Below are 21,909 nucleotides of genomic sequence, written 5' to 3' on the forward strand. Positions count from 1 at the left end.
TGCAAGGAGGCATGGAAATGGCGAGACTCCTGTTGGGACATACGGCATGACATGTGAGACTCTGGATAGCGAGCCATTCCCAGAACCTCTCCTAACACTTATAGGAACGGAAACATCCCAAACCCAAGTTACCTAAAATTCGATTGAAGATACCTTCTTTATTATTGGATAAACTCTAAAATAACTGTGAGAAATACAAGACAAATCCTACAAGCAGGAGGGAGGGCAGTAGATTAGCTACGCGGATCTTCGTTAGCTTCAATAAATTCAACCCAATGGCGACAATAAGAAGACCTCCTGTTGCGGTCATCTCTACGATGAACAAATCTAGCATATCCTGAGGAATCCACCGGTCTATTTTGGTAGCGAGCAACGCGATCGACCCTTCGTACATAACCACCGGTACTATAGAGAATATCACGCCAATCCCAAGCGTTGAAGTCAAGACCAGCGCAACAAATCCGTCGATGATAGCTTTTGTAATCAATACTTCATGATCGTTTCTTAGCCCGCTATCCAAAGCTCCTATGACTGCTAACGCCCCAATCACAAATATCAAAGAAGCTGTAATAAATCCCTGGGCCATCGTAGATTCTTGTTCTGGCTTGGTAAATCGCTGTTCAATCCAGCGGCCGATATACTCTAATTTTTCTTCCAGATGAATAGCTTCTCCAAAAATCGCACCGAAAAGAAGGCTTAGCAGGACAACAACAATGTTTTCCGTTTGAAATGCCATTTGCAGCCCAATTAAGATAACGGCCAAGCCGACTCCGCTCATAACCGTTTCTTTAAACCGCTCAGGAATTTTCGTAAAAAATAACCCAAGCAGCGTGCCAAAAAATATACAAGCTCCATTTACAAGTGTTCCGGTAAGTACCATAGTATTCTCTCCATTACTTTTGTTTCACGTGAAACGTTACTTTATCATCACTTTTAAGAAAAAAACCTGGTCTTAGATACCAGGTTCATGTTTTAGAATCCTTTTCAAACCATTGTAAAATCCGCTCAAGATCTTCGTCATTCATAAATTCAATTTCAATTTTCCCTTTTCGCTTTCCTTTATGAATGGACACACTAGTTCCTAGTCGTTCTCTCAAAGTTTCTTCTCTTTCCCTGAGAAAAATATCCTTGTGCTGCTCTTTCGGTTTCTTCTCATTCTTTTGCTGGTTGTATTCATAAATCAGCCTCTCTACCTGACGGACATTGAGGCCTTCTTTTTCGATCTTAGCCACAACCTGGCTGAGATGATCTCGATTCTTCAGACTTAAGAGCGCTCGCCCGTGTCCCATGGACAATATACCTTCATTCATTTTTTGAATGACTTCTTGCGGCAAAGTCAACAATCGGAGGAAATTGGCGATATGAGATCGGCTTTTTCCTAATCGTTTAGCCAGTACTTCCTGCGTCAAACCTAATTCTTTCATAAGATTTTGATAGGCTTTAGCCTCTTCGATGGGAGTAAGATCATCCCGTTGAAGGTTCTCTAATAGAGCGAGCTCCATCATTTGTTCATCCGTGAGATCACGCGCAACAACAGGGACTTTCTCAAGATTGGCCAGCTTGGCAGCACGAAATCTGCGCTCACCGACCACAATCTCATATCCTTTGATGCTTTTTCTCACGATAAGCGGCTGGAGGATCCCATGCTGCTCAATCGACTGTTTCAGCTCCGTGAGGGATTCCTCTTCAAAATACCTTCTGGGCTGATAAGGATTGGGCCGACATTCAGTTACATTTACTTCTTGGACTTGTTCCTCATTTACAGGTTCTATTCCTTTAGGGGCATAATCACCAAGACCTTTACTTAACCCTCTATCCATGGGTTATCACTTCCTTTGCTAATTGTAAAAGTAGACCTCGGCTCATCTAGAACTCAAATCATGTCATTTAGGGCTTTCTTTAATGGAAGGGTGATAGATTGAGAGCAATAGTAAAAAAACATTCTCAATTACATGGACCCTTTATTGTGTAAGATTATCCTATAGATTAAAGAAGGGCCTTCCCTCTATATAGAAAGACTTCCTTTCATTTGCTTAAAAAAATCCCCATCTTTCAAGCGATCAAGATGGGTAATAAAAACTATGATTTTTTCTTCGGTATCTTGATGGTGATTTGGTAATACTCATCATGGTCTTCTTCATCAGTCTCTAAATCGATGCCTGTATCTGTCACCATATTCAAAGATTGACGAATGGTATTCATGGCAATACGCATATCTTTATTAACGCCTTTAAGAGTAGGTTTCTTTTTCTTCGGTTTTGGATCACTCAATTTTGCAATACGCTCTTCTGTCTGCTTCACATTCAAGTGCTTTTCAATGATCTCATCCAAGACTTTTTCCTGTAATTCAGGATCCTTCACAGCAATTAACGCTCTCGCATGCCTTTCCGTTATCTTTTTATCCATCACCGCTTGCTGAACGGATTCTGGGAGCTTTAATAAACGGATTTTATTGGCAATCGTGGACTGGCTCTTTCCTAAACGTTGGGCGAGGGCTTCTTGTGTTAAGTCGTGGAGCTCGATTAATTTAGCGTAAGCAAGGGCTTCTTCGATCACAGTTAGCTCTTCCCGCTGCAGATTTTCAATAAGGGCAACGGAAGCGGTCTGAGAATCGTTCATATCTCTAATAATGGCAGGTATCGTTTCCCACCCAAGAGACTGGACAGCTCTCCATCTTCGCTCACCAGCAATCAACTCGTATTCTTCATCATTTAACCGACGGAGAACAATCGGCTGAATCATCCCATGCGTATGTATCGTCTGGGCGAGTTCGCTGATCTTCTCGTTGTTAAATATCGCTCGGGGCTGATATCGGTTCGGTTGTACTCGATCAACAGGAACTTGTACAACTTCATCGGGATTATACTCTTCCTCGCTGCTTTGATTTTCCGATTCTGGTTTGTCCCCCAATCCGAACAAACGACCAAAAGGATGTAACACGATCAGACACCACCTTTATACGATCAAGCATACGCTTCTTTCCATTTATTTCAACATTTAAAATTTTGCAATTGAAAAAGCGCCGCAGGCTTTGGGACTGCTGCGCGGACGTATGCCGTTTTTAACTCTTCTTCTATTTTATCATATTTATTCTATTAAAAGTATCTTCAAGGTTTGAGAATTCTCTATTACATTTGTCGAATAAGCGCAGAATTTACAAAGCTAAAAGTTGTAATTTCAATCATTTAGCGATTAAAACCATTGACTAAACTTGGCAATTTGCGTCGATATCTTTTATATAAACCTATTATTATAGCTATATTTCATAACCATCAATAGTGCAACGTTTTTTCTCATAAAAATAAACCTCAAAACATTTTATTTCAGGAGCAGGATATTGAGGATTTCGGGTGGAAATCTTTAACGTTACACTTTTTGGTCAATTTTTAAGGAGGATGTTTAATCATGCTAAAAATTTTCGCTTTTTCTCACTCAAAAGCAGGGGTAAAAGCAATTTAATCTTTAATGAGCTTTAACTCCTGCTCTCAAGTCGGATACTGATGCAGGAGGATATAAAATTGAAAAAAGAAACATTAGCTGCACATAACATTCGTTTTTTATTTTGGGCAGAGCTATTTGGAAGCGTCCGGTTTATCCAGCCTGTCCTAACTTTGTTTTATTTTGCTCGTGGGCTGGACGAATCCAGCATTTTAATCGTTATGATGTTTTTTAGTATCGGAGTTTTGGCTGGAGAAATCCCTACAGGTGTATTTGCTGATCGATATGGTGCGAAGCAGGCGTTCCTAGTCGGAGCGTTGCTTGCTTTGCTCAGTCACTCCTTATTATTCATCGCATTTGAACCGTGGGTATTTTTCTTAAGCTCATTTTTAACTGGATTTGCGGCTACCTTTTTCAGTGGAGCCGATGAAGCTTTAATTTATGAGTCATTAAAGCTTTCAGGCGAAGAAGGGTTTATGGATAAAGCGATGGGGCAAATCAGCTCAGCAAAATTCATCGTTTCCATTGTTGCAGTTATTGTTGGTGCTTTGTTAGCGAAAGATTTAACCGAACCTCAATTCCGGTTGCTGATTCTGCTCAGCATCTTTTTCATGCTGATTCAGATCGTATTACTGTTATTCATTAAGAATCCTCCTAACCAAGGAGGGTTCGCACAACCGATGATGAAACAGATTACTGAAGGACTGAGAGCGATCAGACACACGCCACAAGTGTTGTGGATGTTCATTAATATATCTTTGGTCTTCATCCCGGCGACAGCGATTTTTGAGAAATTTGACCAGAAGCTTATGGTTGATGCTGGTCTCCCCGTCTATTGGATAGGGGTGGTCTATGCGATCGCTGCGCTCATTGGTTTTTCAGCCTCCCGTTCGATTGGATGGATGACAGAAAGAATCAATCGTGTATCTTTATTGTTCCTGACTGGAATGTTAGCGACAGGAAGTCTTTTTGTTGTTGCCCTGTTCGATACCTACTTATGGGTGGTTTTAGGAGTATTGCTTGTTCTTAAGCTTGTCAGTGCCATTCGCTATCCTGTCTATTCTCAGCTTTCTAACGATGTTATTCCATCGAATGTCAGGGCCACTACCATTTCGTTATTATCGATCCTGGACTCTGGATTTGAATTAATTATTTTTACAACCGTCAGCGGAATTGCACTCGCAGGTTTCACTCCTATGTTTTTGGCTTGTGCGGGAATAGCTCTCGTTGGAACATTGATTCCGATAAAAGTACAAGATTAATGATCAAAGCCGCCTGTCTAAGCAGGCGGCTTCTTTATAAGTATTATTCTAAAACATTTTGGAGCGCCTCAAAGTCTTCTCTAATCATACCGTACACATTGATATCTTTAAATTCTCCCCAATGCAGCATATCTTTTTTTAACGTACCTTCGTAACTCAGTCCGGCTTTTTGCATCACTTTTGAGGAAGCAGGGTTCTCCGTCATAGCTCCTGCCCAGATACGCTCAAGGTTCAATTCTTCAAATCCGTAACGCACCATACGTATAGCCGCTTCAGAAGCGTAGCCTTTTCTCCAGTAAGGCTTTCCAACCCAATAAGCAAGTTCACCTTTTTGGTGTTTGTGGTTGACCCTGAGCGTCATAGTCCCAAGCAACCGTTTTGATTCCTTACAAATCATAGCTAGGGGGTAAGCTGTCCCTTTAGAAATCCAATCTTTATGTAATCCAATCCACTCCTCAGCATCTTTAATGGTATAGGGATGGGGGACAAAGGTCGTTGCGGCAACCTCCCATTCTCCTGCGAGCTCAGCAACTTGTTTAGCATAGGACGACTCGTAAAGTGTTAGTTGCAGCCTATCCGTTTCCAATTTCAACTCCATCAGCGGCTCCCCCTTTTTACTAATAATTCTTTTTATTCTTACATACATCTGCATACTTTTGAAGATTAATCATTAATAAATTTAGATAAGTTGGTTATGGTGGAAGCATCTTACTTCTACATTAACCTTATTCTTCTGAATACGTGAGTTCGAGGTAATGATCCGTTTTTATAGAAGAGTTTCCGTTACCTAGTACGAGGATAGGCGTTCGGAAAAATCGCTTACTTTCCCCGAGGATGGCGACAAGCTTCTCGGTTTGTCAACCTGATTTTCAATTTCTCATTGGGAGTGTTGATTCATTATAATTGCTTTCTATAACATACATCCAATTAGGTTCGTTAGGACGATCACTGAGGGTGTGGATGGGAAACGGCTAGACTCCCCTGAGAGAAGGACCTAGGCAATACCCCTCAGAGAGCGCAGCGAACGAGGAGGGTTGCCAGTTCCCCCGCAGGAAAGCGAGTCGTTTCCCATCCACACCACAGCTATTTAAAGGTAACGAACCTCAACTCTTATAAACCTAACATCAAAACCCTTACAACATAATTTTCCAATTCTATACTTAAAACAAGCTTCTTTCCTTTTGTAATAATTCCTGACTTTTGTGGAAAAATGAGCACAAATGAGCGTAGCGTATGGATCACCATAAACTATATCGCTATGCAATATAAAGAGAAAGCAGGTGTTGGAATGGACCTTAATCAAAGCAACTATCGTGCAGGCGATATCGTTTATGTGATTTACCGAAACCCTCACACTTATGACGTGGCCAACGTCCAGGAAGCAGCCGTAGTCAATAACCCTGAAGCACCAGGAGAACTGGCATTATTTTTATACGAAACCTATTTTCCACTGGATTCAAACATCGCCGTATACGCATCAGAAGGAGAGGCTGAACGTGCTTATCACGACGCGTTTGGAAATCCAAACACGGAGGGACACCAGCTGTGGTAAAACCATTTATGCCCGAGTTAGTCTACATTGAACCTAGAGCTTTGGAGTATCCCTTAGGCCGTGAATTAAAAGAAAAATTCGAGGGTATGGGCATCGAGATTCGAGAAACCACCTCTCACAACCAGGTTCGAAACCTGCCAGGGGAAAACGATTTTCAAAAATACCGGATGGCAAAATCCACATTAGTGGTGGGGGTAAGAAAAACGTTGAAATTTGATACTTCAAAACCCTCTGCTGAGTATGCCATCCCTCTTGCTACAGGATGTATGGGCCACTGTCACTACTGTTATTTACAAACAACAATGGGAAGTAAACCGTATATCCGGACTTATGTGAATGTTGACGAGGTTTTTGATGCAGCAGAACAGTATATGAAAGAACGCATGCCCGAAGAAACCAGATTTGAGGCTTCCTGTACCTCAGATATTGTCGGTGTCGACCACCTGACTCACACGTTGAAGCGGGCAATCGAATATTTCGGTGAGTCTGAACATGGGCGCCTTCGCTTTGTTACGAAGTTTGCCCATGTCGACCATTTGCTTGATGCTAAGCATAATGGCCGTACTCGCTTTCGTTTCAGCATGAACGCGGACTATGTCATCAAATACTTGGAACCAGGCACTTCACGGTTAGATGAACGCATCGAAGCGGCTGTAAAAGTAGCGGAAGCCGGGTATCCTTTAGGATTTATCGTAGCTCCCATCTATCTTTATGACGACTGGAAAGAAGGGTACCGGATCCTTTTTGAAAAATTGCATGATCAGCTGCCTGACCATGCAACAAAGGATCTGACTTTTGAGCTGATCCAACACCGTTTTACAAAACCGGCAAAACGAGTGATTCAAAAAAATTATCCGATGACAAAATTAGAAATGGATGAAGAAAAACGCAAGTACAAATGGGGACGCTACGGGATCGGGAAATACGTCTACCAAAAAGACGAACAGGAAGAAATGAAAACAACGCTAGGCGGATACATTAACAAGTACTTTCCCGAGGCTCAGCTCGAGTATTTCACTTAAATACATCCCTTTCCTCCAGAGCGTGTCGGAGGTAAAGGGATGTTCATTTTTACAAGTGCTTATGTACGCATTCCCGGAATAGGACAAAGCCGTTTTTCTCGTAAAATCTTTTCGCTTCCTTATTGTCTATCCAATAGTCCAGCTCAATTTCACTGGCACCATGAGTCTCTGCTAACCGCTCGACCGCTTTCATAAGTTTCTGTCCGCAGCCTTTTTTCCGATAACTTTCCTCTACACTGATTTGGTGAACATAAATGGAGGTATAAGCTTTCTTAAAAGGATTTTCTGAATGCTTTCTTATCTCAACCCAGCTATACCCTCTCGCTTCCCCTTCTGCTTCCAAAACGAAGAATACAAATTGAGGATGATTGACCATATCTTCAAAAAACGCCTTCATTTGTTCGTAATTATACGGCTTGAAATATGTCGGATAAAGTTCAACATGAAGTTTATGAACGTGCTTATTAAGCTCAGCAATGAGTGCACAATCTTTCGTTTCTGTAATCCTCATACTTAAGCCCCCTTTTTAAACTATTATGTCGCTATCCTCTTCATTTGACCAGTAAATGAGAACACGATCTGTTTCATTTTTTCCTAAATGTGGAATAACCCTTACATAATTTCAAATCAATCAAGGAGGTTTCACATCATGGACCGAATGGATAGACAAACTCAAGGACAGAAAGGACAACAACAATCCCGTCAGCCTGGCGTAGAAGCTGAAATGGACCCACGCCCGCTTCAAGCAGATGAAGATTATCAAAGTGGTAATAAATTGCAAGGTAAAGTAGCTTTAATCACTGGTGGAGACAGCGGGATTGGTCGTTCTGTTGCCATTGGATATGCGAAAGAAGGCGCTGATGTCGCCATTTCGTATTTGGAAGAGCATGAAGATGCTGAATTGACAAAGAAAAAAGTCGAAGAGCAAGGGAGACGTGCGATCTTACTAGCCGGTGATGTAGGTGAAGAATCCGTGTGTAAAGAAGCGGTTGATCGTACAGTAAATGAGCTGGGACAACTAGATATTCTAGTTAATAATGCAGCCGAACAGCATCCTACTGATGATATTATGAACATATCTACTGAGCAGTGGGAACAAACATTCAAGACGAACATTCATTCTATGTTCTACTTAACAAAAGCAGCACTTCCTCATATGAAAAAAGGAAGTTCCATTATTAACACCGCTTCCGTGAACCCTTATATCGGCAATGAACACCTTGTTGATTACACTACTACAAAAGGAGCGGTTGTCGCTTTTACACGTTCGATGGCGAAACAATTAGTCGGTAAAGGGATTCGCGTAAACGGGATAGCGCCAGGACCGATCTGGACGCCATTGATTCCGTCTACTTTCGGTGAAGAAAAAGTAGAACAGTTTGGCACCAATACGCCTATGGGACGTCCAGGACAGCCTGTTGAGCATGTAGGGAGCTATGTATTGCTTGCCTCCGATGATTCCACTTATATCACCGGGCAATTCATTCATATCAATGGAGGTATGTTTACTTCAAGTTAAAGGGATAAGGCTTGCATTTCTTCTTTCCCCTTTACAAAATAAGAAGGAGAAAGGAGACCAGCTTATGCCAGAAGGCCCAGAAATTCGGCGTGCCGCTGATCAAGTAGAAAAAGCGATAGCCGACCGACCAGTACTAGAGATTTCATCTGCTTTTGAACATCTAAAAGATTATGAAGAATCCTTTCGTGGATCCACCGTCCTAAAAGTCGAAACAAAAGGCAAAGCCATGCTCATCCGGTTTAATAATGGCTATACGATTTACTCTCATAATCAGCTTTATGGCAAATGGTATGTCAGAAATGCGTACAGTTATCCCAAAACGAATCGACAGCTGAGGCTCGCAATTCACAATGAAAAGAAATCAGCTTTGTTGTATAGCGCATCTGATATAGAAGTGCTTAGGGATGAGGAAGTACCTGAGCACCCTTTCATTGCGAAAGTTGGTCCAGATCTGTTGAATGACACTGTATCGCCCAGCGATCTAGTCGATCGGTTCAAAGAAAGGCGCTTCCATCGTAGAAAATGGACTTCACTTTTACTCGATCAGGCTTTTATTGCGGGAATCGGGAATTACTTACGTAGTGAAATTCTGTTTGTAGGGGGCGTCCACCCTGATAAACGACCGATGGATTGCAGTGAGGAACAGCTGGAGAAAATGGCTGAATCCTGCATTGAATTAATGTGGCGTTCTTACGAAAATGAAGGCATTACCAATGATCTGGAACTTGCAAAAAAGCTGAAAGCACAAGGAGCAAAGAAATATGAGTATCGGCATTGGGTATTCAATCGTGCGGGGCAGCCATGCCGCTTAGATGGGACGGAAATCATTAGATTTAAAGCAGGGTCAAGACGCTGTTATTACTGTCCGACATGCCAAAAATGAGCTCGATCCACACCCACCGTGGTTCGGGCTCATTTTATCTTTTCCTATCGATAGAAGATTTCACCCTATTTTGTATTTACTTATAGAAGATGTGTCTCGCTTCGACAAGATCATCTGTAAAGGTAAGAATCCCAAAAGAATAATAAGGAAGCTTCCGCTTTGCTGTTGCTGAACCAGGATTAAATAAAAGTTGTTTTTTGAAATATCTTAAAAGCGGAATATGTGAATGACCGAACAAAATAATGTCTACTTCATCTTCTTTGAAAGCCTCAAGCGCACGTTTTTCAGTTGTTTTCTTTTCTCCATGGCCGTGCACGATACCGATTTTATGGTTTTTAACCTCTAAAACATGTTTATAAGGCACGATTTTTTTCATATCGTCTCCATCGACATTCCCGTAAACGCCATAAACAGGGGCATAGTTACATAGTTCATCATATACTTCAGGAATACTCCAATCTCCTGCATGAATGATCAGATCTGCGGAAGAAAGCTCATCAACCAGTCGTTCGGGAAATTCGATTTGTTTTTTAGACATATGGGTATCCGATACAACCACTACATTCATGTAATATTCATCCTCTCTAAATCATTTCCCGGGAAATCATAAGATAATAGTTATCTTAAGCATTTTTTATCAAAAATAAAACCCCTGATTCCTGGGGAATTCAGGGGTTGTTTTCTTATTGAATCGGTGATTTGTTTGGTGTACCAGCTTTACGTGGGTACTTCTTCGGTGTTTTTCTACGTTTTTCAATGATTGCTATATTACGTTCACTATTTTCTTCAGGTAAATCGAACGTGTAGGTGTCGACGACTTCGCCACCAACTGTTTGGATTGCTACGGCCGCATCTTCCATTTCTTCACTCAGGTTAGGTCCTTTCATCGCCATAAAATGGCCACCTTTGACTGTCAAAGGCAGACACAGCTCGCTTAGGACGGACATCCGAGCGACTGCCCGTGCCATTACTAAGTCATACCCTTCGCGGAACTTCTCGTTTTTTCCGAAGTTTTCGGCACGATCATGATAAAATGCGACATCATCAAGTTCCAACTCATGAGCTAAGTGATTTAGAAATGTGATTCTTTTTTTCAACGAATCGACAATTGTCACTTTTAGCTGGGGAAAAGCGATTTTCAAAGGTAAACTTGGAAAACCAGCCCCCGCTCCGACATCGCAGATGCGGAGGGGACGATCAAAATCATAATAGAAAGCGGCTGTCAGTGAATCATAAAAGTGCTTAAGATATACACCCTCTTGATCGGTGATGGCAGTCAAATTCATCTTCTCGTTCCACTCGATAAGAATTTCAAAGTATTTCTGAAACTGCTGCTGCTGCTTTTCATCTAACTCTATGCCTTTCTCTTGTAACGATTTTAGGAAGGTGTTGTTATCCATAGGTCCATCCTTTCGTATTATTCACCTGAGACGCGGGCGATTTTTCCTTGTTCAATATACACTAGTAGGATTGATACATCGGCCGGATTGACCCCCGATACGCGTGATGCCTGACCTACAGACAGCGGGCGAACTTCTTTAAGACGGTCGCGGGCTTCTGTCGCGAGCCCATTGATCGCATCGTAATCGATATCTTCTGGAATTTTCTTTTCCTCCATTTTCTTCATACGATCGATCTGTTCGAGGGCTTTCTTAATATAACCACTATACTTCACTTGAATTTCAACTTGTTCTTTCACGTCTTCTGGAAGTGTGATTTCACTTGGGGTCAAACGCTCGAGATGCTCATATTTCATTTCGGGACGTTTCAGTAAGTCTGTAGCGCGAACAGCATCCTTCAATTTGGATCCGCCTGCTTCTTCAATAACCGATTGAACTTCTTCTGTTTCCTTCAAAATGACACTGTCGAGACGTTTCTTCTCTTCTTCGATCAAGCGTTGTTTCTCTTTGAAACGCTTGTAGCGTTCTTCAGGAATTACGCCTAATTGATAGCCGATTTCTGTGAGACGTAAGTCCGCATTGTCATGACGAAGCATCAGACGGAATTCGGCACGGGATGTCAGCAAGCGATACGGCTCACTTGTTCCTTTTGTAACCAGATCGTCAATCATAACGCCGATATACCCTTGTGATCGATCAAGCACTAATGGTTCTAAATCGAGTGCCTTAGCTGCAGCATTAATTCCTGCCATTAAGCCTTGTCCTGCCGCTTCTTCATACCCAGAAGTACCATTCAGCTGACCGGCTGTATACAAGCCAGAGATTTTCTTTGTTTCAAGCGTCGGCCATAATTGGGTCGGAATGACGGAATCATATTCGATCGCATAGCCGGCACGCATAATTTCTGCTTTTTCAAGGCCAGGAACCGTACGCATCATTTCGTGTTGCACGTATTCCGGAAGTGATGTCGATAGTCCCTGTACGTACACCTCTTCTGTGTCACGACCCTCCGGCTCTAGGAAGATTTGGTGACGAGGTTTGTCGTTGAAGCGCACAATTTTATCCTCAATGGATGGACAATAACGCGGTCCAGTGCCTCGAACTGCTCCTGAATACATCGCGGAAAGTGTTAGATTTTCATCAATGATACGATGCGTTTCTTCATTTGTGTACGTCAGCCAGCACGGGATCTGATCTGTAATAAACTCTGTCGTTTCATAGGAAAAAGAGCGCGGCTCTTCTTCGCCTGGCTGAATTTCAGTCTTCGAATAGTCGACCGTATGACTGTTTACACGCATTGGTGTTCCGGTCTTGAAACGTACCATTTCAATCCCCAGTTCTTCTAGCTGCTCAGATAAGGAAACAGTGGAACGCTGGTTGTTTGGTCCACTTTCATAAGACAAGTCACCAATTAAGACGCGTCCGCGCATGAAAGTTCCTGTCGTAACGATGACAGTCGGAGCATAATAAGCTGCTTTTGTTTCAGTTACGACTCCTTTTACTTCATCATCTTCAACAAGGATTTTTTCGACCATTCCTTGTTTAAGTGTCAGGTTCTCCTGATTTTCAAGAACACGCTTCATTTCTTTGATATATAAAGGTTTGTCTGCTTGGGCACGTAAGGCACGTACTGCAGGTCCTTTTCTAGTATTTAGAAGGCGCATTTGGATATGAGTTTTATCAATCACTCGCCCCATGGCGCCACCTAAAGCATCAACTTCACGAACAACGATTCCTTTGGCCGGCCCCCCGATAGATGGGTTACACGGCATAAACGCAACCAGATCGAGGTTGAGTGTAAGCATTAGAGTTTTCGCTCCGCGTCTTGCTGCGGCTAAACCTGCTTCAACCCCTGCATGACCGGCACCAATTACAATTACATCATAATGCCCTGCATCATAAGTCATTTAGGTTGTCTCTCCTTTATTCATACTTATTTTCCATAATCCATTCATTCATACGTTTACTTTCCAAGACAGAACTGTGAGAACAACTGATCGATTAAACTCTCGTGAACCGTATCCCCGACAATTTCTCCGAGGATTTCCCACGTTCTCGTTACATCAATTTGAACGACATCCAATGGTACTCCCATTTCCATACCGTTTTGGGCGTCTTCCAGCGCTTGTTTCGCTTGTTTCAGCAGTTGAACATGGCGGACGTTCGACACGTAGGTCATGTCTCCTGCATCCAGATCACCTTCAAAGAATGTGTTGGCAATTGCTTCCTCGAGTTGATCAATGCCTTCTTCTTTAATTAAAGCGGTGGAGATAACCGGATGATCGCCGGCTAGTTCCCTTACTCGGTCAATATCCAATTTAGGTTCTAAATCCATTTTATTAACAATAACGATAACGTTCATATCGTTTATGGCTTCAAAGAGCTTCTCGTCTTCTTCATTAAGCTCATCCCCGTAGTTTAACACAAAAAGGATGAGATCTGCTTCTTTTAATACTTGGCGTGATCGTTCGACACCAATCCGCTCGACAATATCCTCAGTTTCACGGATTCCTGCCGTATCGATCAACCTTAATGGAACTCCTCTGACATTAACGTATTCTTCAATGACATCCCGGGTCGTACCAGGAACTTCAGTTACGATCGCTTTATTTTCATGCACCAGAGCATTCATTAAAGAGGATTTCCCGACGTTCGGACGCCCGATGATCGCTGTCCCTAGACCTTCGCGCAGAATTTTTCCTTGTCGAGCCGTTTCTAAAAGCTTCGACACCTCATTATGAACCTCTTTTGTTTTTTGTTCCATCATTTCGTGAGACATCTCTTCAACATCATCGTATTCAGGATAATCTATATTCACTTCCACATGAGCTAACGTCTCCAGCAACTTCTGACGTAAATCCTGGATCAATTTCGACAAACGGCCATCCATTTGCTTCAAAGCTACGTTCATTGCTCTGTCGGTTTTTGCTCGAATTAGATCCATTACAGCTTCGGCCTGAGACAGGTCGATTCGTCCATTCATGAAAGCTCTTTTTGTAAATTCCCCTGGTTCAGCAAGACGGGCCCCGCTCGCAAGTACAATTTCAAGCACTCGATTTACAGAGACGAGTCCTCCGTGACAATTGATTTCCACAATGTCTTCTCTTGTAAAAGTTTTCGGTGCTCGCATGACGGAGACCATTACTTCCTCCGCCATTTCTCCCGTTTCAGGGTCGATAATTTTTCCGTAATGCATCGTGTGGGAATCTACCTGAGTCAGATCTTTCCCTTGAAACAGGCTAGCTGAAATAGAGACAGCCTCTGGACCACTCAATCGAACTATAGCGATGGCACCTTCTCCCATCGGGGTCGAAATGGCAGTTATCGTATCGGTTTCCACACGCGCTCACCTCCTTGATTTCCTTAAATTTATCGTTATCCACAAACGTATAATTATAGTAGTCACTAACTTAATAGAATACCACACACCCGTGTGTATTGAAAAGATATCAACATGTTTTTTGCGTGAACCTTCTCTTTCCATTATCCACATGTGAATAACTCTATATTCACTATGCAATAGAAAGAGAAGAACACAAAAAAATACTTCTGCCAAGAGACTGACAGAAGTACTTTCTTTTTGAGTCTTTAGGAAGGACGGATGACCACATGTCTTCTTGGATCACTGCCATCTGAGTCCGTTTCCACTTTTTTATGATTTTGCAAAGCGGTATGAATGATCTTTCTTTCATACGATGGCATTGGCTCAAGTTTGACTTCTCTTCCTGTACGAACTGCTTTTTCCGCTAAACGGCGGGCTAAGTTCTCTAAGGTTTCTTTCCGTCTTCCCCGATAACCTTCCGCATCTAACATCACCGTATAAAATTGATCCGATTCACGATTGACTACAAGCTGAGCCAAGTATTGCAAAGAATTTAATGTTTGTCCGCGTTTTCCAATGAGTATGGCAATTTTCTCGCCTTCTAACTCCATGGAAATATCACGATTGTTTACTTCTGTTTTGACTTGAACAGGAGCACCCATTTGTTCTGCTACTTCTAAGATGAATGATTCGGCATCCTGCACTGGATTTTTCTTAATGGAAACTTTAACGATCGCAGGCTTTGTACCAAAGCCAAGAAACCCTTTTTTTCCTTCATCAATGACATCGACATCGACTTGGTCCTTTGATGATTGCAGTTGTTCTAGTGCTGATTGGACCGCTTCTTCAACTGTAGTTCCAGTAGCAGTTATTTGCTTCACTCGCTTGCTCCTCCCGTCGCATCTTTCATCATAGGTTTACGGATGAAAATGGTTTGAAGAATCATAACGATGTTACCGACAATCCAGTATAGCGCAAGAGCTGATGGGAAGAAGAACGCAAATGTACCGATCATAAGCGGCATGATATAAAGCATCATTTGCATCTGCGGATTTTGTGCTGCTGCTCCGCCTGCCATCATTAGTTTTTGCTGTAGGAATGTCGTTGCAGCCGTTAATATCGCTAAGAACGGATCTGCTGAGCCCAATTCTAACCATAAGAAATTGTGAGTTTCAATTTCCTTTGTTCTCATAATTGCATGATAGAAACCAATTAAAATCGGCATTTGGACAATAATTGGTAAACATCCAGCTAGTGGATTGACTCCATGCTTTTGGAAAAGCTGCATGGTTTCCTGCTGAAGTTTTTGTTGGGTCTGCGCGTCTTTTGAAGAATATTTTTCACGAAGCTCTTTTAATTCAGGCTGAATGTCTTGCATCGCCTTTGAACTTTTCAACTGCTTTACGTTCAACGGCAGCAATAGTACACGGATAATAATCGTAACAATAATAATAGCTAATCCGTAACTTCCACCCGTTACATCAGCGAAATACAACAAAGTCTTTGACAATGGATATACGATATATTCATTCCAAAATCCTGTGCTATCCGAGGTGATATCCTCATTGACCTGGGTACACCCGGATAGGAACGTAAGCACACCTGCCATAGCAAGCAGTGCTATCATCTTATTACGCAACGTTCCTTCCTCCTTAATTGAACACTACTCATTCCATTATTCTATCATTTTTCAACTGCTTCCTGCATTTTCCCTTCACAGTGTAGCATTAATTTTAATAAATTTCTTATATGTTTTGATTCATTTTTTCTTATTCAATAGCTTCGACCTCGATAATACATGGGTCAAGCTTCGTTTCGTTTCATGAAAATTCATTTGATTGGTTGGTTTTCTAGCAATGACGACATAATCATAATGAGGATGGATCTGGTCCTCCAGCTCATGAAAGGCTTGCCTTAAATACCGTTTCACCTGGTTACGAACGACTGCTGGTCCGATTTTCTTGCTGACAGACAAGCCAATTCGAAAATGGTTCTGATCACTTTTCTTTAAGTAATAGAGGACCAGCTGCCTGTTCGCAAACGACTCTCCATGCTTAAACACTTTCTGGAAATCTTCATTTTTCTTAATCCGATAAGCTTTCTTCATGTTAAAGATCCACCCTGCTTAGAAAATCTTCTTAATACTAGAAAAAAGACCACTGATTGTTTTCAGTGGCCTATGCTGATAAAACTTTTCTTCCTTTACTACGGCGGCGTGCTAGAACTTTACGACCGTTCTTAGAACTCATACGCGCACGGAAGCCGTGTACTTTTTTACGCTTACGGTTATTTGGTTGAAATGTGCGTTTCATTATATATACACCTCCTGAGGTAAAATCCTTTAAATACACATCTAAAAGGCAGTCCCGATAATTATAATAAATCCTCGTATTTATGTCAACGTTCTTTTCTTTATCTCCATAGATCGTCACCACAATCCCAAGTCCGTTATATAACAGAAACTGTACTATAACAATGTAGCAAAAAAATAAAAAAGCTTGCATGATTGAGCCGAAATTGCGAACATACACAAGTGCTGTGAATAATTTTTTCGGGACAAAACGACTGTCCACAGCAAATATCGACACGTTAATCACAAAATATAGTGTTGTGGATACCAATTGTCTACAAACTGTTGTGATTGTGGATAAGTTCCCATGAACCATTGCAACTCTAGTTTTTATCTGGTATTATATTTGTGTTTAACCGTGAATTACTTCTGGATCGGTAAAATGTTTTCCACAGATTGTGGATAACGTGTGGACATTTATTAACACGATTGTTTATGCGTTTATACACAGATTTGTGGACAATGAAAATAACAATCTAGAAAACTAGTGAAATCAATATTTATTCATCCACATGATTTGGGAGTATTCGACATTCATACACTTATACAAACCTTATACGAACGCCTTTCGATCCTTTTGCACCGTTCGACAAAGAGAACGAAAGGTTTTTTTGTTTTCCATTCAAAGAGAAAGGGGTGAAATATTTGGAGAACATCCACGAACTCTGGAATAATACGTTGGAGAAAATTAAAGAAAAAATCAGTAAGCCAAGCTTTGAAACTTGGCTGAAGGCGACAAAGGCAGATTCTTTGAGCGAAAACACCCTAACGATTGTAGCTCCAAATGAATTCGCCAGAGATTGGCTAGAAAACCAATATGAAGGGTTGATTACGGAGACCTTATATGAAGTGACAGGGGCTGAATTAACCGCAAGATTCGTTATTCCAGAAACAAAGGAAGAGTCCTTAGATGATGTGAAACTGTCTTCAAAGAAAGTACCTGATGTAAAAAATAACGGTAACGAAGAGTCGCCACAGAGCATGTTGAATTCCAAATATACATTCGACACGTTTGTTATCGGATCAGGCAACCGGTTTGCCCATGCTGCATCTCTCGCAGTGGCTGAAGCGCCGGCGAAAGCCTATAACCCTCTATTCATCTATGGGGGAGTAGGATTAGGAAAAACCCACTTAATGCACGCCATCGGTCACTATGTGCTGGATCATAACCCGAATGCGAAGGTGGTATACCTTTCATCTGAAAAATTCACAAATGAATTCATTAATTCAATCCGTGACAATAAAGCCGTCAATTTCCGTAATAAATACAGAAGTGTAGACGTGCTTCTTATAGATGATATCCAATTCCTTGCAGGAAAAGAACAAACGCAGGAAGAGTTTTTCCATACGTTCAATACCTTGCATGAAGAAAGCAAACAAATCGTCATCTCCAGTGACCGTCCACCAAAAGAGATCCCGACTCTTGAAGATCGTTTACGTTCTCGATTCGAATGGGGATTAATCACGGACATCACACCTCCGGATCTTGAAACAAGAATTGCGATCCTTAGGAAAAAAGCAAAAGCAGAAGGTTTGGATATCCCGAATGAAGTGATGCTCTATATTGCTAATCAAATTGATACCAACATCCGTGAGCTGGAAGGAGCACTCATTCGCGTCGTTGCTTATTCCTCTTTGATTAATCGTGATATCAATGCTTCTTTAGCAGCTGAAGCACTGAAAGATATCATTCCAAGTTCCAAACCTAAAGTGATCACCATTAATGCCATCCAGGAAATGGTTGGTGAAAAATATAATGTAAGACTGGAAGACTTCCCAGCTAAAAAGAGGACAAAATCTGTAGCTTTTCCACGTCAGATTGCGATGTATTTATCTAGAGAACTGACGGACTTTTCCCTGCCAAAAATCGGAGAGGAGTTCGGAGGACGAGATCATACGACCGTCATTCACGCCCATGAAAAAATATCTAAAATGATTGCCAATGATCAGCAGCTCCAAAAAGAACTTGATGAAATAAGAGAGCAGTTGAAGCATTAACTGGATAATGTGTATAACTGAACCACACCCATCAACAGACTGTCCACATGTGGATAAACTTATTTTGATGAGGCTGATGGCGGTTATCCACAAATCCACACCCTATACTATTACTATTACGGTTTTATAATATAAAAATATAATTAATATATGCTCAGTAGGAGGAGTGTATTCATGAAATTTATCATCCAGCGAGATCAATTGATCAATAGCGTACAAAATGTGATGAAGGCCATTTCATCGAGAACGACGATTCCAATTTTGACTGGAATGAAAATTGAAGCGACTGAAGAAGGAATTAAATTGACAGGAAGCGATTCTGATATCTCTATCGAATCTTTTATTCCTCAAGAAGAGGATGGCATTGTTTATGTAGAGAACATTGAGCCAGGTAGTATTGTTCTCCAAGCTAAATATTTCCCTGATATCGTACGTAAGCTTCCTCAGAACACGGTAGAAATCGAAAGTGATAATCACAGAAACGTAACGATCCGCTCTGGCAATGCTGAATTCCACTTGAATGGACAAGATCCAGAGGAATATCCTCAGCTGCCTCAGTTACATACAGAGGACAGCTTTGAAATGCCGATCGATTTATTAAAAAACTTGATTCGTCAAACCGTATTCGCTGTTTCAACTTCTGAAACTAGACCAATCTTGACAGGGGTTCATGTTCGATTGGAAGAAGGAGAGCTTGAGTTTATCGCTACTGATAGTCACCGCCTGGCTTCTCGGAAGATCCCATTGGAACAAACCGAAAATAAAGCACTTCCTTCCGTTGTGATTCCAGGTAAAAGCTTGACCGAATTGAACAAGATTTTGGATGACTCCGAAGATACGATTGAAGTTAGTGTTACGGAAAACCAGGTATTATTTCGAACGAAGCATTTATATTTCTTATCAAGATTGTTGGATGGAAATTATCCTGAAACTTCCCGTCTTATTCCTGAACAAAGTAAGACAATCGTTAAAATCGATACGAAAGAATTGCTTCAGTCTGTTGATCGAGCTTCGCTTCTCGCAAAAGAGAACCGAAATAACGTCGTACGCCTCATAACAAAAGAAAACAACCATTTAGAGATTACAGGGAATTCTCCAGAAGTCGGAAATGTTGTGGAAGATGTTCTCGCTGACGATGTAGATGGAGAGGAATTAAAAATTTCCTTTAGTGCAAAATATATGATGGATGCGTTAAAAGCTGTGGATTATGATCAAGTAAAAGTTGAATTTACAGGAGCGATGCGTCCATTCTTAATCCGTCCTGTGGATGATGAACAAATTTTACAATTGATCTTGCCTGTAAGAACATATTAATTAAAATGTGATTCATAAAAGGGTGCTGTTAGACGATAACGGCACCCTATTTTTTTCTTTTTACTCGTAAAAGGGCTTGGACTTTTCTTACACCTTCATCTTTAGTAAAATAGATAGAAGGTGAATTCATAAAATAGGGTGAATAATTATGAGCGAACGTATTGAAATCTCAACCGAATATATTCCTTTAGGTCAGTTTCTAAAATTGGCGAATGTTGTCGAATCAGGTGGAATGGTAAAGATTTTCCTAAGCGAGTTCGATGTTTTCGTAAATGGCGAGTTAGAAAATCGCAGGGGCCGTAAGCTTTACCTGGGAGATACGGTAGAAATAGAAGAATTCGGCGTATTTGAAGTCGTCCGGGAAGAATAGCCGGAAGGAAATATATGTATATACATGAATTGTCACTGCGATCTTTTCGCAACTATGATCAGCTATCGCTGACATTTGACCATAAGATCAATGTCATTATTGGTGAAAACGCCCAGGGAAAAACCAATTTGATGGAAGCGATCTACGTATTGGCTTTTACCAGATCCCACCGGACACCGCGAGACAAAGAGTTGATACAATGGGATCAAGAGTATGGTAAAATAAAAGGGAGTATCTATAAACGGAATCGTCGTTTTCCTTTAGAAATCATTGTTTCTACTAAGGGGAAAAAAGCGAAGTTAAATCATATTGAACAAAAGCGTCTGAGTGATTACATCGGAGCTTTAAATGTGGTCATGTTTGCACCTGAGGACCTTAACTTAGTCAAAGGGAGTCCTCAGGTGCGTCGTCGGTTTATTGACATGGAAATTGGCCAGATTCAGCCTGCGTATATTTATCACTTAGGACAGTATCAAAAAATACTTCGGCAGCGAAATCATTTATTGAAAGAGCTGCAGCGTAAACCGAATGCAGATCGGACAATGTTAGGCGTCATGACCGATCAGCTGATTGAACATGCCGTCACCATCATTGAACGCCGTTTTAAGTTTATGCAGCTGCTTAGATCTTGGGCTATTCCGATTCATGAAGGCATCAGCCGGCAGCTGGAAAAGCTCGAAATTTCATATGATGCAAGTGTTAAAGTATCAGAGGATATGAATTTGGAAAGAATAAAGAGTATCTATGAGGAAAAATTTTCCGATATTGAAACGAAAGAAATCGAGAGAGGAACGACACTTGCCGGTCCACACAGGGACGACCTTGTGTTTTATGTGAACGGTAAGGACGTACAGACCTATGGTTCCCAGGGCCAGCAGAGAACGACAGCTCTATCTTTGAAACTGGCTGAAATTGAACTGATTCATAGTGAAGTAGGAGAGTATCCGATTCTTCTATTGGACGATGTATTGAGTGAGTTGGATGACTTCAGGCAATCTCATTTACTTCATACGATTCAAGGCAAAGTGCAGACGTTCGTCTCGACGACTAGTATAGATGGAATCGAGCATGAAGCGCTCGAAGAGGCAGAAATTTTTCAGGTTAAGGAAGGAACAATCGAAGTCAAGAAATGAGGTGGCAAATTGTTCATTCATATCGGTGATGATAACGTCATCCAATCGAAAGATGTCGTCGCAATCATTGATCATAGTTTAGTATCCTCTTCTACGATCATAGAGGAAATGATTTTCAACCAAAGAAAAAATAGACAAGTGGTAGAAACAGAAGATAATCAGGCAAAGTCAATCGTGATTACCGAAGATTTCATCTACTTCAGTCCACTTTCTGTATTTACATTGAAGAAACGAGCTAATATGAAGACCACATTAAATAAGCTTGAGGACTTCTCTGAAGAAACAGAAGGCTGAACCGTGATTTTTCGTTAACGTTTTAAAGACAAACCACTTGAGAAATGTAGGT

The 21,909-nt window shown here is 41.3% G+C and carries 23 protein-coding genes; 10 read left to right on the plus strand and 13 right to left on the minus strand.

Annotated features, from left to right (window positions below; translation table 11 throughout):
• Nucleotides 1-175 precede the first annotated feature (175 nt).
• The 3 genes from ACRYKC_RS02420 to noc all read right to left on the minus strand — a co-directional run bounded on the left by ACRYKC_RS02420 (nt 176) and on the right by noc (nt 2,940).
• Nucleotides 176-880: a DUF554 domain-containing protein gene (locus ACRYKC_RS02420; protein ID WP_433805057.1), complete on the minus strand. Its 705-nt coding sequence runs from the start codon at nt 878-880 to the stop codon at nt 176-178.
• A gap of 85 nt (nt 881-965) precedes the next feature.
• Nucleotides 966-1,820 carry a ParB/RepB/Spo0J family partition protein gene (locus ACRYKC_RS02425; protein ID WP_433805058.1) on the minus strand — a complete coding sequence of 285 codons (855 nt, stop codon included), beginning with the start codon at nt 1,818-1,820 and terminating at the stop codon, nt 966-968.
• A 259-nt stretch (nt 1,821-2,079) separates the two neighbouring features.
• Nucleotides 2,080-2,940, minus strand: a complete 861-nt coding sequence (gene noc / locus ACRYKC_RS02430; RefSeq protein WP_433805059.1) for a nucleoid occlusion protein — start codon at nt 2,938-2,940, stop codon at nt 2,080-2,082.
• Between the two features lie 578 nt (nt 2,941-3,518).
• On the opposite strand from noc, the gene ACRYKC_RS02435 reads away from it, so the two are divergent.
• Complete coding sequence (locus tag ACRYKC_RS02435) at nt 3,519-4,700, plus strand: MFS transporter (protein WP_433805060.1); 1,182 nt, start codon at nt 3,519-3,521, stop codon at nt 4,698-4,700.
• A 43-nt stretch (nt 4,701-4,743) separates the two neighbouring features.
• On the opposite strand, the gene ACRYKC_RS02440 is transcribed toward ACRYKC_RS02435, so the two are convergent.
• On the minus strand, nt 4,744-5,298 hold the full coding sequence (locus tag ACRYKC_RS02440) for a GNAT family N-acetyltransferase (protein ID WP_433805061.1): 555 nt from the start codon (nt 5,296-5,298) through the stop codon (nt 4,744-4,746).
• A gap of 690 nt (nt 5,299-5,988) precedes the next feature.
• Between ACRYKC_RS02440 and ACRYKC_RS02445 the strand changes: the two genes are divergently transcribed.
• On the plus strand, nt 5,989-6,252 hold the full coding sequence (locus tag ACRYKC_RS02445; protein WP_433805128.1) for a transcriptional regulator SplA domain-containing protein: 264 nt from the start codon (nt 5,989-5,991) through the stop codon (nt 6,250-6,252).
• On the plus strand, nt 6,246-7,274 hold the full coding sequence (gene splB, locus ACRYKC_RS02450; RefSeq protein ID WP_433805062.1) for a spore photoproduct lyase: 1,029 nt from the start codon (nt 6,246-6,248) through the stop codon (nt 7,272-7,274). The genes ACRYKC_RS02445 and splB overlap by 7 nt, the downstream gene beginning before the upstream one ends.
• 49 nt (nt 7,275-7,323) lie before the next feature.
• Here the strand turns inward: splB and ACRYKC_RS02455 are convergent, their stop codons facing one another.
• Nucleotides 7,324-7,785, minus strand: a complete 462-nt coding sequence (locus ACRYKC_RS02455; protein ID WP_433805063.1) for a GNAT family N-acetyltransferase — start codon at nt 7,783-7,785, stop codon at nt 7,324-7,326.
• 138 nt (nt 7,786-7,923) lie between these two features.
• On the opposite strand from ACRYKC_RS02455, the gene ACRYKC_RS02460 reads away from it, so the two are divergent.
• The gene (locus ACRYKC_RS02460) at nt 7,924-8,793 is read left to right on the plus strand and encodes an SDR family oxidoreductase (RefSeq protein ID WP_433805064.1); all 870 of its coding nucleotides are present in this window, start codon (nt 7,924-7,926) and stop codon (nt 8,791-8,793) included.
• Between the two features lie 64 nt (nt 8,794-8,857).
• Entirely contained in the window at nt 8,858-9,676 is an 819-nt protein-coding gene (nei, locus tag ACRYKC_RS02465; RefSeq protein ID WP_433805065.1) for an endonuclease VIII, read from the plus strand.
• 76 nt (nt 9,677-9,752) lie between these two features.
• On the opposite strand, the gene ACRYKC_RS02470 is transcribed toward nei, so the two are convergent.
• The 8 genes from ACRYKC_RS02470 to rpmH form a co-directional block, all read right to left on the minus strand.
• The gene (locus tag ACRYKC_RS02470; RefSeq protein ID WP_433805066.1) at nt 9,753-10,244 is read right to left on the minus strand and encodes a metallophosphoesterase family protein; all 492 of its coding nucleotides are present in this window, start codon (nt 10,242-10,244) and stop codon (nt 9,753-9,755) included.
• A gap of 115 nt (nt 10,245-10,359) precedes the next feature.
• Entirely contained in the window at nt 10,360-11,076 is a 717-nt protein-coding gene (rsmG, locus tag ACRYKC_RS02475; protein ID WP_433805067.1) for a 16S rRNA (guanine(527)-N(7))-methyltransferase RsmG, read from the minus strand.
• 17 nt (nt 11,077-11,093) lie between these two features.
• A complete protein-coding gene (gene mnmG / locus ACRYKC_RS02480; protein WP_433805068.1) occupies nt 11,094-12,983 on the minus strand; it encodes a tRNA uridine-5-carboxymethylaminomethyl(34) synthesis enzyme MnmG in 1,890 nt (629 codons plus the stop codon).
• 56 nt (nt 12,984-13,039) lie between these two features.
• Nucleotides 13,040-14,416, minus strand: a complete 1,377-nt coding sequence (mnmE, locus tag ACRYKC_RS02485) for a tRNA uridine-5-carboxymethylaminomethyl(34) synthesis GTPase MnmE (protein WP_433805069.1) — start codon at nt 14,414-14,416, stop codon at nt 13,040-13,042.
• 248 nt (nt 14,417-14,664) lie between these two features.
• Nucleotides 14,665-15,279 carry an RNA-binding cell elongation regulator Jag/EloR gene (jag, locus tag ACRYKC_RS02490; protein ID WP_433805070.1) on the minus strand — a complete coding sequence of 205 codons (615 nt, stop codon included), beginning with the start codon at nt 15,277-15,279 and terminating at the stop codon, nt 14,665-14,667.
• A complete protein-coding gene (gene spoIIIJ / locus ACRYKC_RS02495) occupies nt 15,276-16,037 on the minus strand; it encodes a YidC family membrane integrase SpoIIIJ (protein ID WP_433805071.1) in 762 nt (253 codons plus the stop codon). Before spoIIIJ ends, jag begins: the two co-directional genes overlap by 4 nt.
• 120 nt (nt 16,038-16,157) lie before the next feature.
• Nucleotides 16,158-16,505, minus strand: a complete 348-nt coding sequence (gene rnpA / locus ACRYKC_RS02500) for a ribonuclease P protein component (RefSeq protein WP_433805072.1) — start codon at nt 16,503-16,505, stop codon at nt 16,158-16,160.
• 70 nt (nt 16,506-16,575) lie between these two features.
• The gene (gene rpmH / locus ACRYKC_RS02505) at nt 16,576-16,710 is read right to left on the minus strand and encodes a 50S ribosomal protein L34 (RefSeq protein ID WP_035545113.1); all 135 of its coding nucleotides are present in this window, start codon (nt 16,708-16,710) and stop codon (nt 16,576-16,578) included.
• A 683-nt stretch (nt 16,711-17,393) separates the two neighbouring features.
• Between rpmH and dnaA the strand changes: the two genes are divergently transcribed.
• From dnaA to remB, 5 genes are all read left to right on the plus strand, one after another.
• Nucleotides 17,394-18,746, plus strand: a complete 1,353-nt coding sequence (gene dnaA, locus ACRYKC_RS02510; RefSeq protein WP_433805129.1) for a chromosomal replication initiator protein DnaA — start codon at nt 17,394-17,396, stop codon at nt 18,744-18,746.
• Nucleotides 18,747-18,920: 174 nt separating this feature from the next.
• The gene (gene dnaN, locus ACRYKC_RS02515; RefSeq protein WP_433805073.1) at nt 18,921-20,060 is read left to right on the plus strand and encodes a DNA polymerase III subunit beta; all 1,140 of its coding nucleotides are present in this window, start codon (nt 18,921-18,923) and stop codon (nt 20,058-20,060) included.
• Between the two features lie 148 nt (nt 20,061-20,208).
• Nucleotides 20,209-20,430: a S4 domain-containing protein YaaA gene (gene yaaA, locus ACRYKC_RS02520; protein WP_085027126.1), complete on the plus strand. Its 222-nt coding sequence runs from the start codon at nt 20,209-20,211 to the stop codon at nt 20,428-20,430.
• Nucleotides 20,431-20,444: 14 nt separating this feature from the next.
• Complete coding sequence (gene recF / locus ACRYKC_RS02525) at nt 20,445-21,563, plus strand: DNA replication/repair protein RecF (protein WP_433805074.1); 1,119 nt, start codon at nt 20,445-20,447, stop codon at nt 21,561-21,563.
• Nucleotides 21,564-21,572: 9 nt separating this feature from the next.
• Entirely contained in the window at nt 21,573-21,857 is a 285-nt protein-coding gene (gene remB / locus ACRYKC_RS02530) for an extracellular matrix regulator RemB (RefSeq protein WP_433805075.1), read from the plus strand.
• Nucleotides 21,858-21,909 lie beyond the last annotated feature (52 nt).

Source organism: Halobacillus sp. A1-3, assembly GCF_050971765.1.
Classification (GTDB): domain Bacteria; phylum Bacillota; class Bacilli; order Bacillales; family Halobacillaceae; genus Halobacillus; species Halobacillus mangrovi_B.

Bases quoted from the DNA above. Each gene is read 5' to 3' on its own strand.
- rpmH (WP_035545113.1), bottom strand. From the start codon at position 16,710: ATGAAACGCACATTTCAACCAAATAACCGTAAGCGTAAAAAAGTACAC.
- rsmG (WP_433805067.1), bottom strand. From the start codon at position 11,076: ATGGATAACAACACCTTCCTAAAATCGTTACAAGAGAAAGGCATAGAG.
- ACRYKC_RS02440 (WP_433805061.1), bottom strand. From the start codon at position 5,298: ATGGAGTTGAAATTGGAAACGGATAGGCTGCAACTAACACTTTACGAG.
- rnpA (WP_433805072.1), bottom strand. From the start codon at position 16,505: ATGAAGAAAGCTTATCGGATTAAGAAAAATGAAGATTTCCAGAAAGTG.
- dnaN (WP_433805073.1), top strand. From the start codon at position 18,921: ATGAAATTTATCATCCAGCGAGATCAATTGATCAATAGCGTACAAAAT.
- ACRYKC_RS02425 (WP_433805058.1), bottom strand. From the start codon at position 1,820: ATGGATAGAGGGTTAAGTAAAGGTCTTGGTGATTATGCCCCTAAAGGA.
- mnmG (WP_433805068.1), bottom strand. From the start codon at position 12,983: ATGACTTATGATGCAGGGCATTATGATGTAATTGTAATTGGTGCCGGT.
- recF (WP_433805074.1), top strand. From the start codon at position 20,445: ATGTATATACATGAATTGTCACTGCGATCTTTTCGCAACTATGATCAG.
- yaaA (WP_085027126.1), top strand. From the start codon at position 20,209: ATGAGCGAACGTATTGAAATCTCAACCGAATATATTCCTTTAGGTCAG.
- ACRYKC_RS02420 (WP_433805057.1), bottom strand. From the start codon at position 880: ATGGTACTTACCGGAACACTTGTAAATGGAGCTTGTATATTTTTTGGC.
- nei (WP_433805065.1), top strand. From the start codon at position 8,858: ATGCCAGAAGGCCCAGAAATTCGGCGTGCCGCTGATCAAGTAGAAAAA.
- ACRYKC_RS02460 (WP_433805064.1), top strand. From the start codon at position 7,924: ATGGACCGAATGGATAGACAAACTCAAGGACAGAAAGGACAACAACAA.
- ACRYKC_RS02455 (WP_433805063.1), bottom strand. From the start codon at position 7,785: ATGAGGATTACAGAAACGAAAGATTGTGCACTCATTGCTGAGCTTAAT.
- ACRYKC_RS02445 (WP_433805128.1), top strand. From the start codon at position 5,989: ATGGACCTTAATCAAAGCAACTATCGTGCAGGCGATATCGTTTATGTG.
- ACRYKC_RS02470 (WP_433805066.1), bottom strand. From the start codon at position 10,244: ATGAATGTAGTGGTTGTATCGGATACCCATATGTCTAAAAAACAAATC.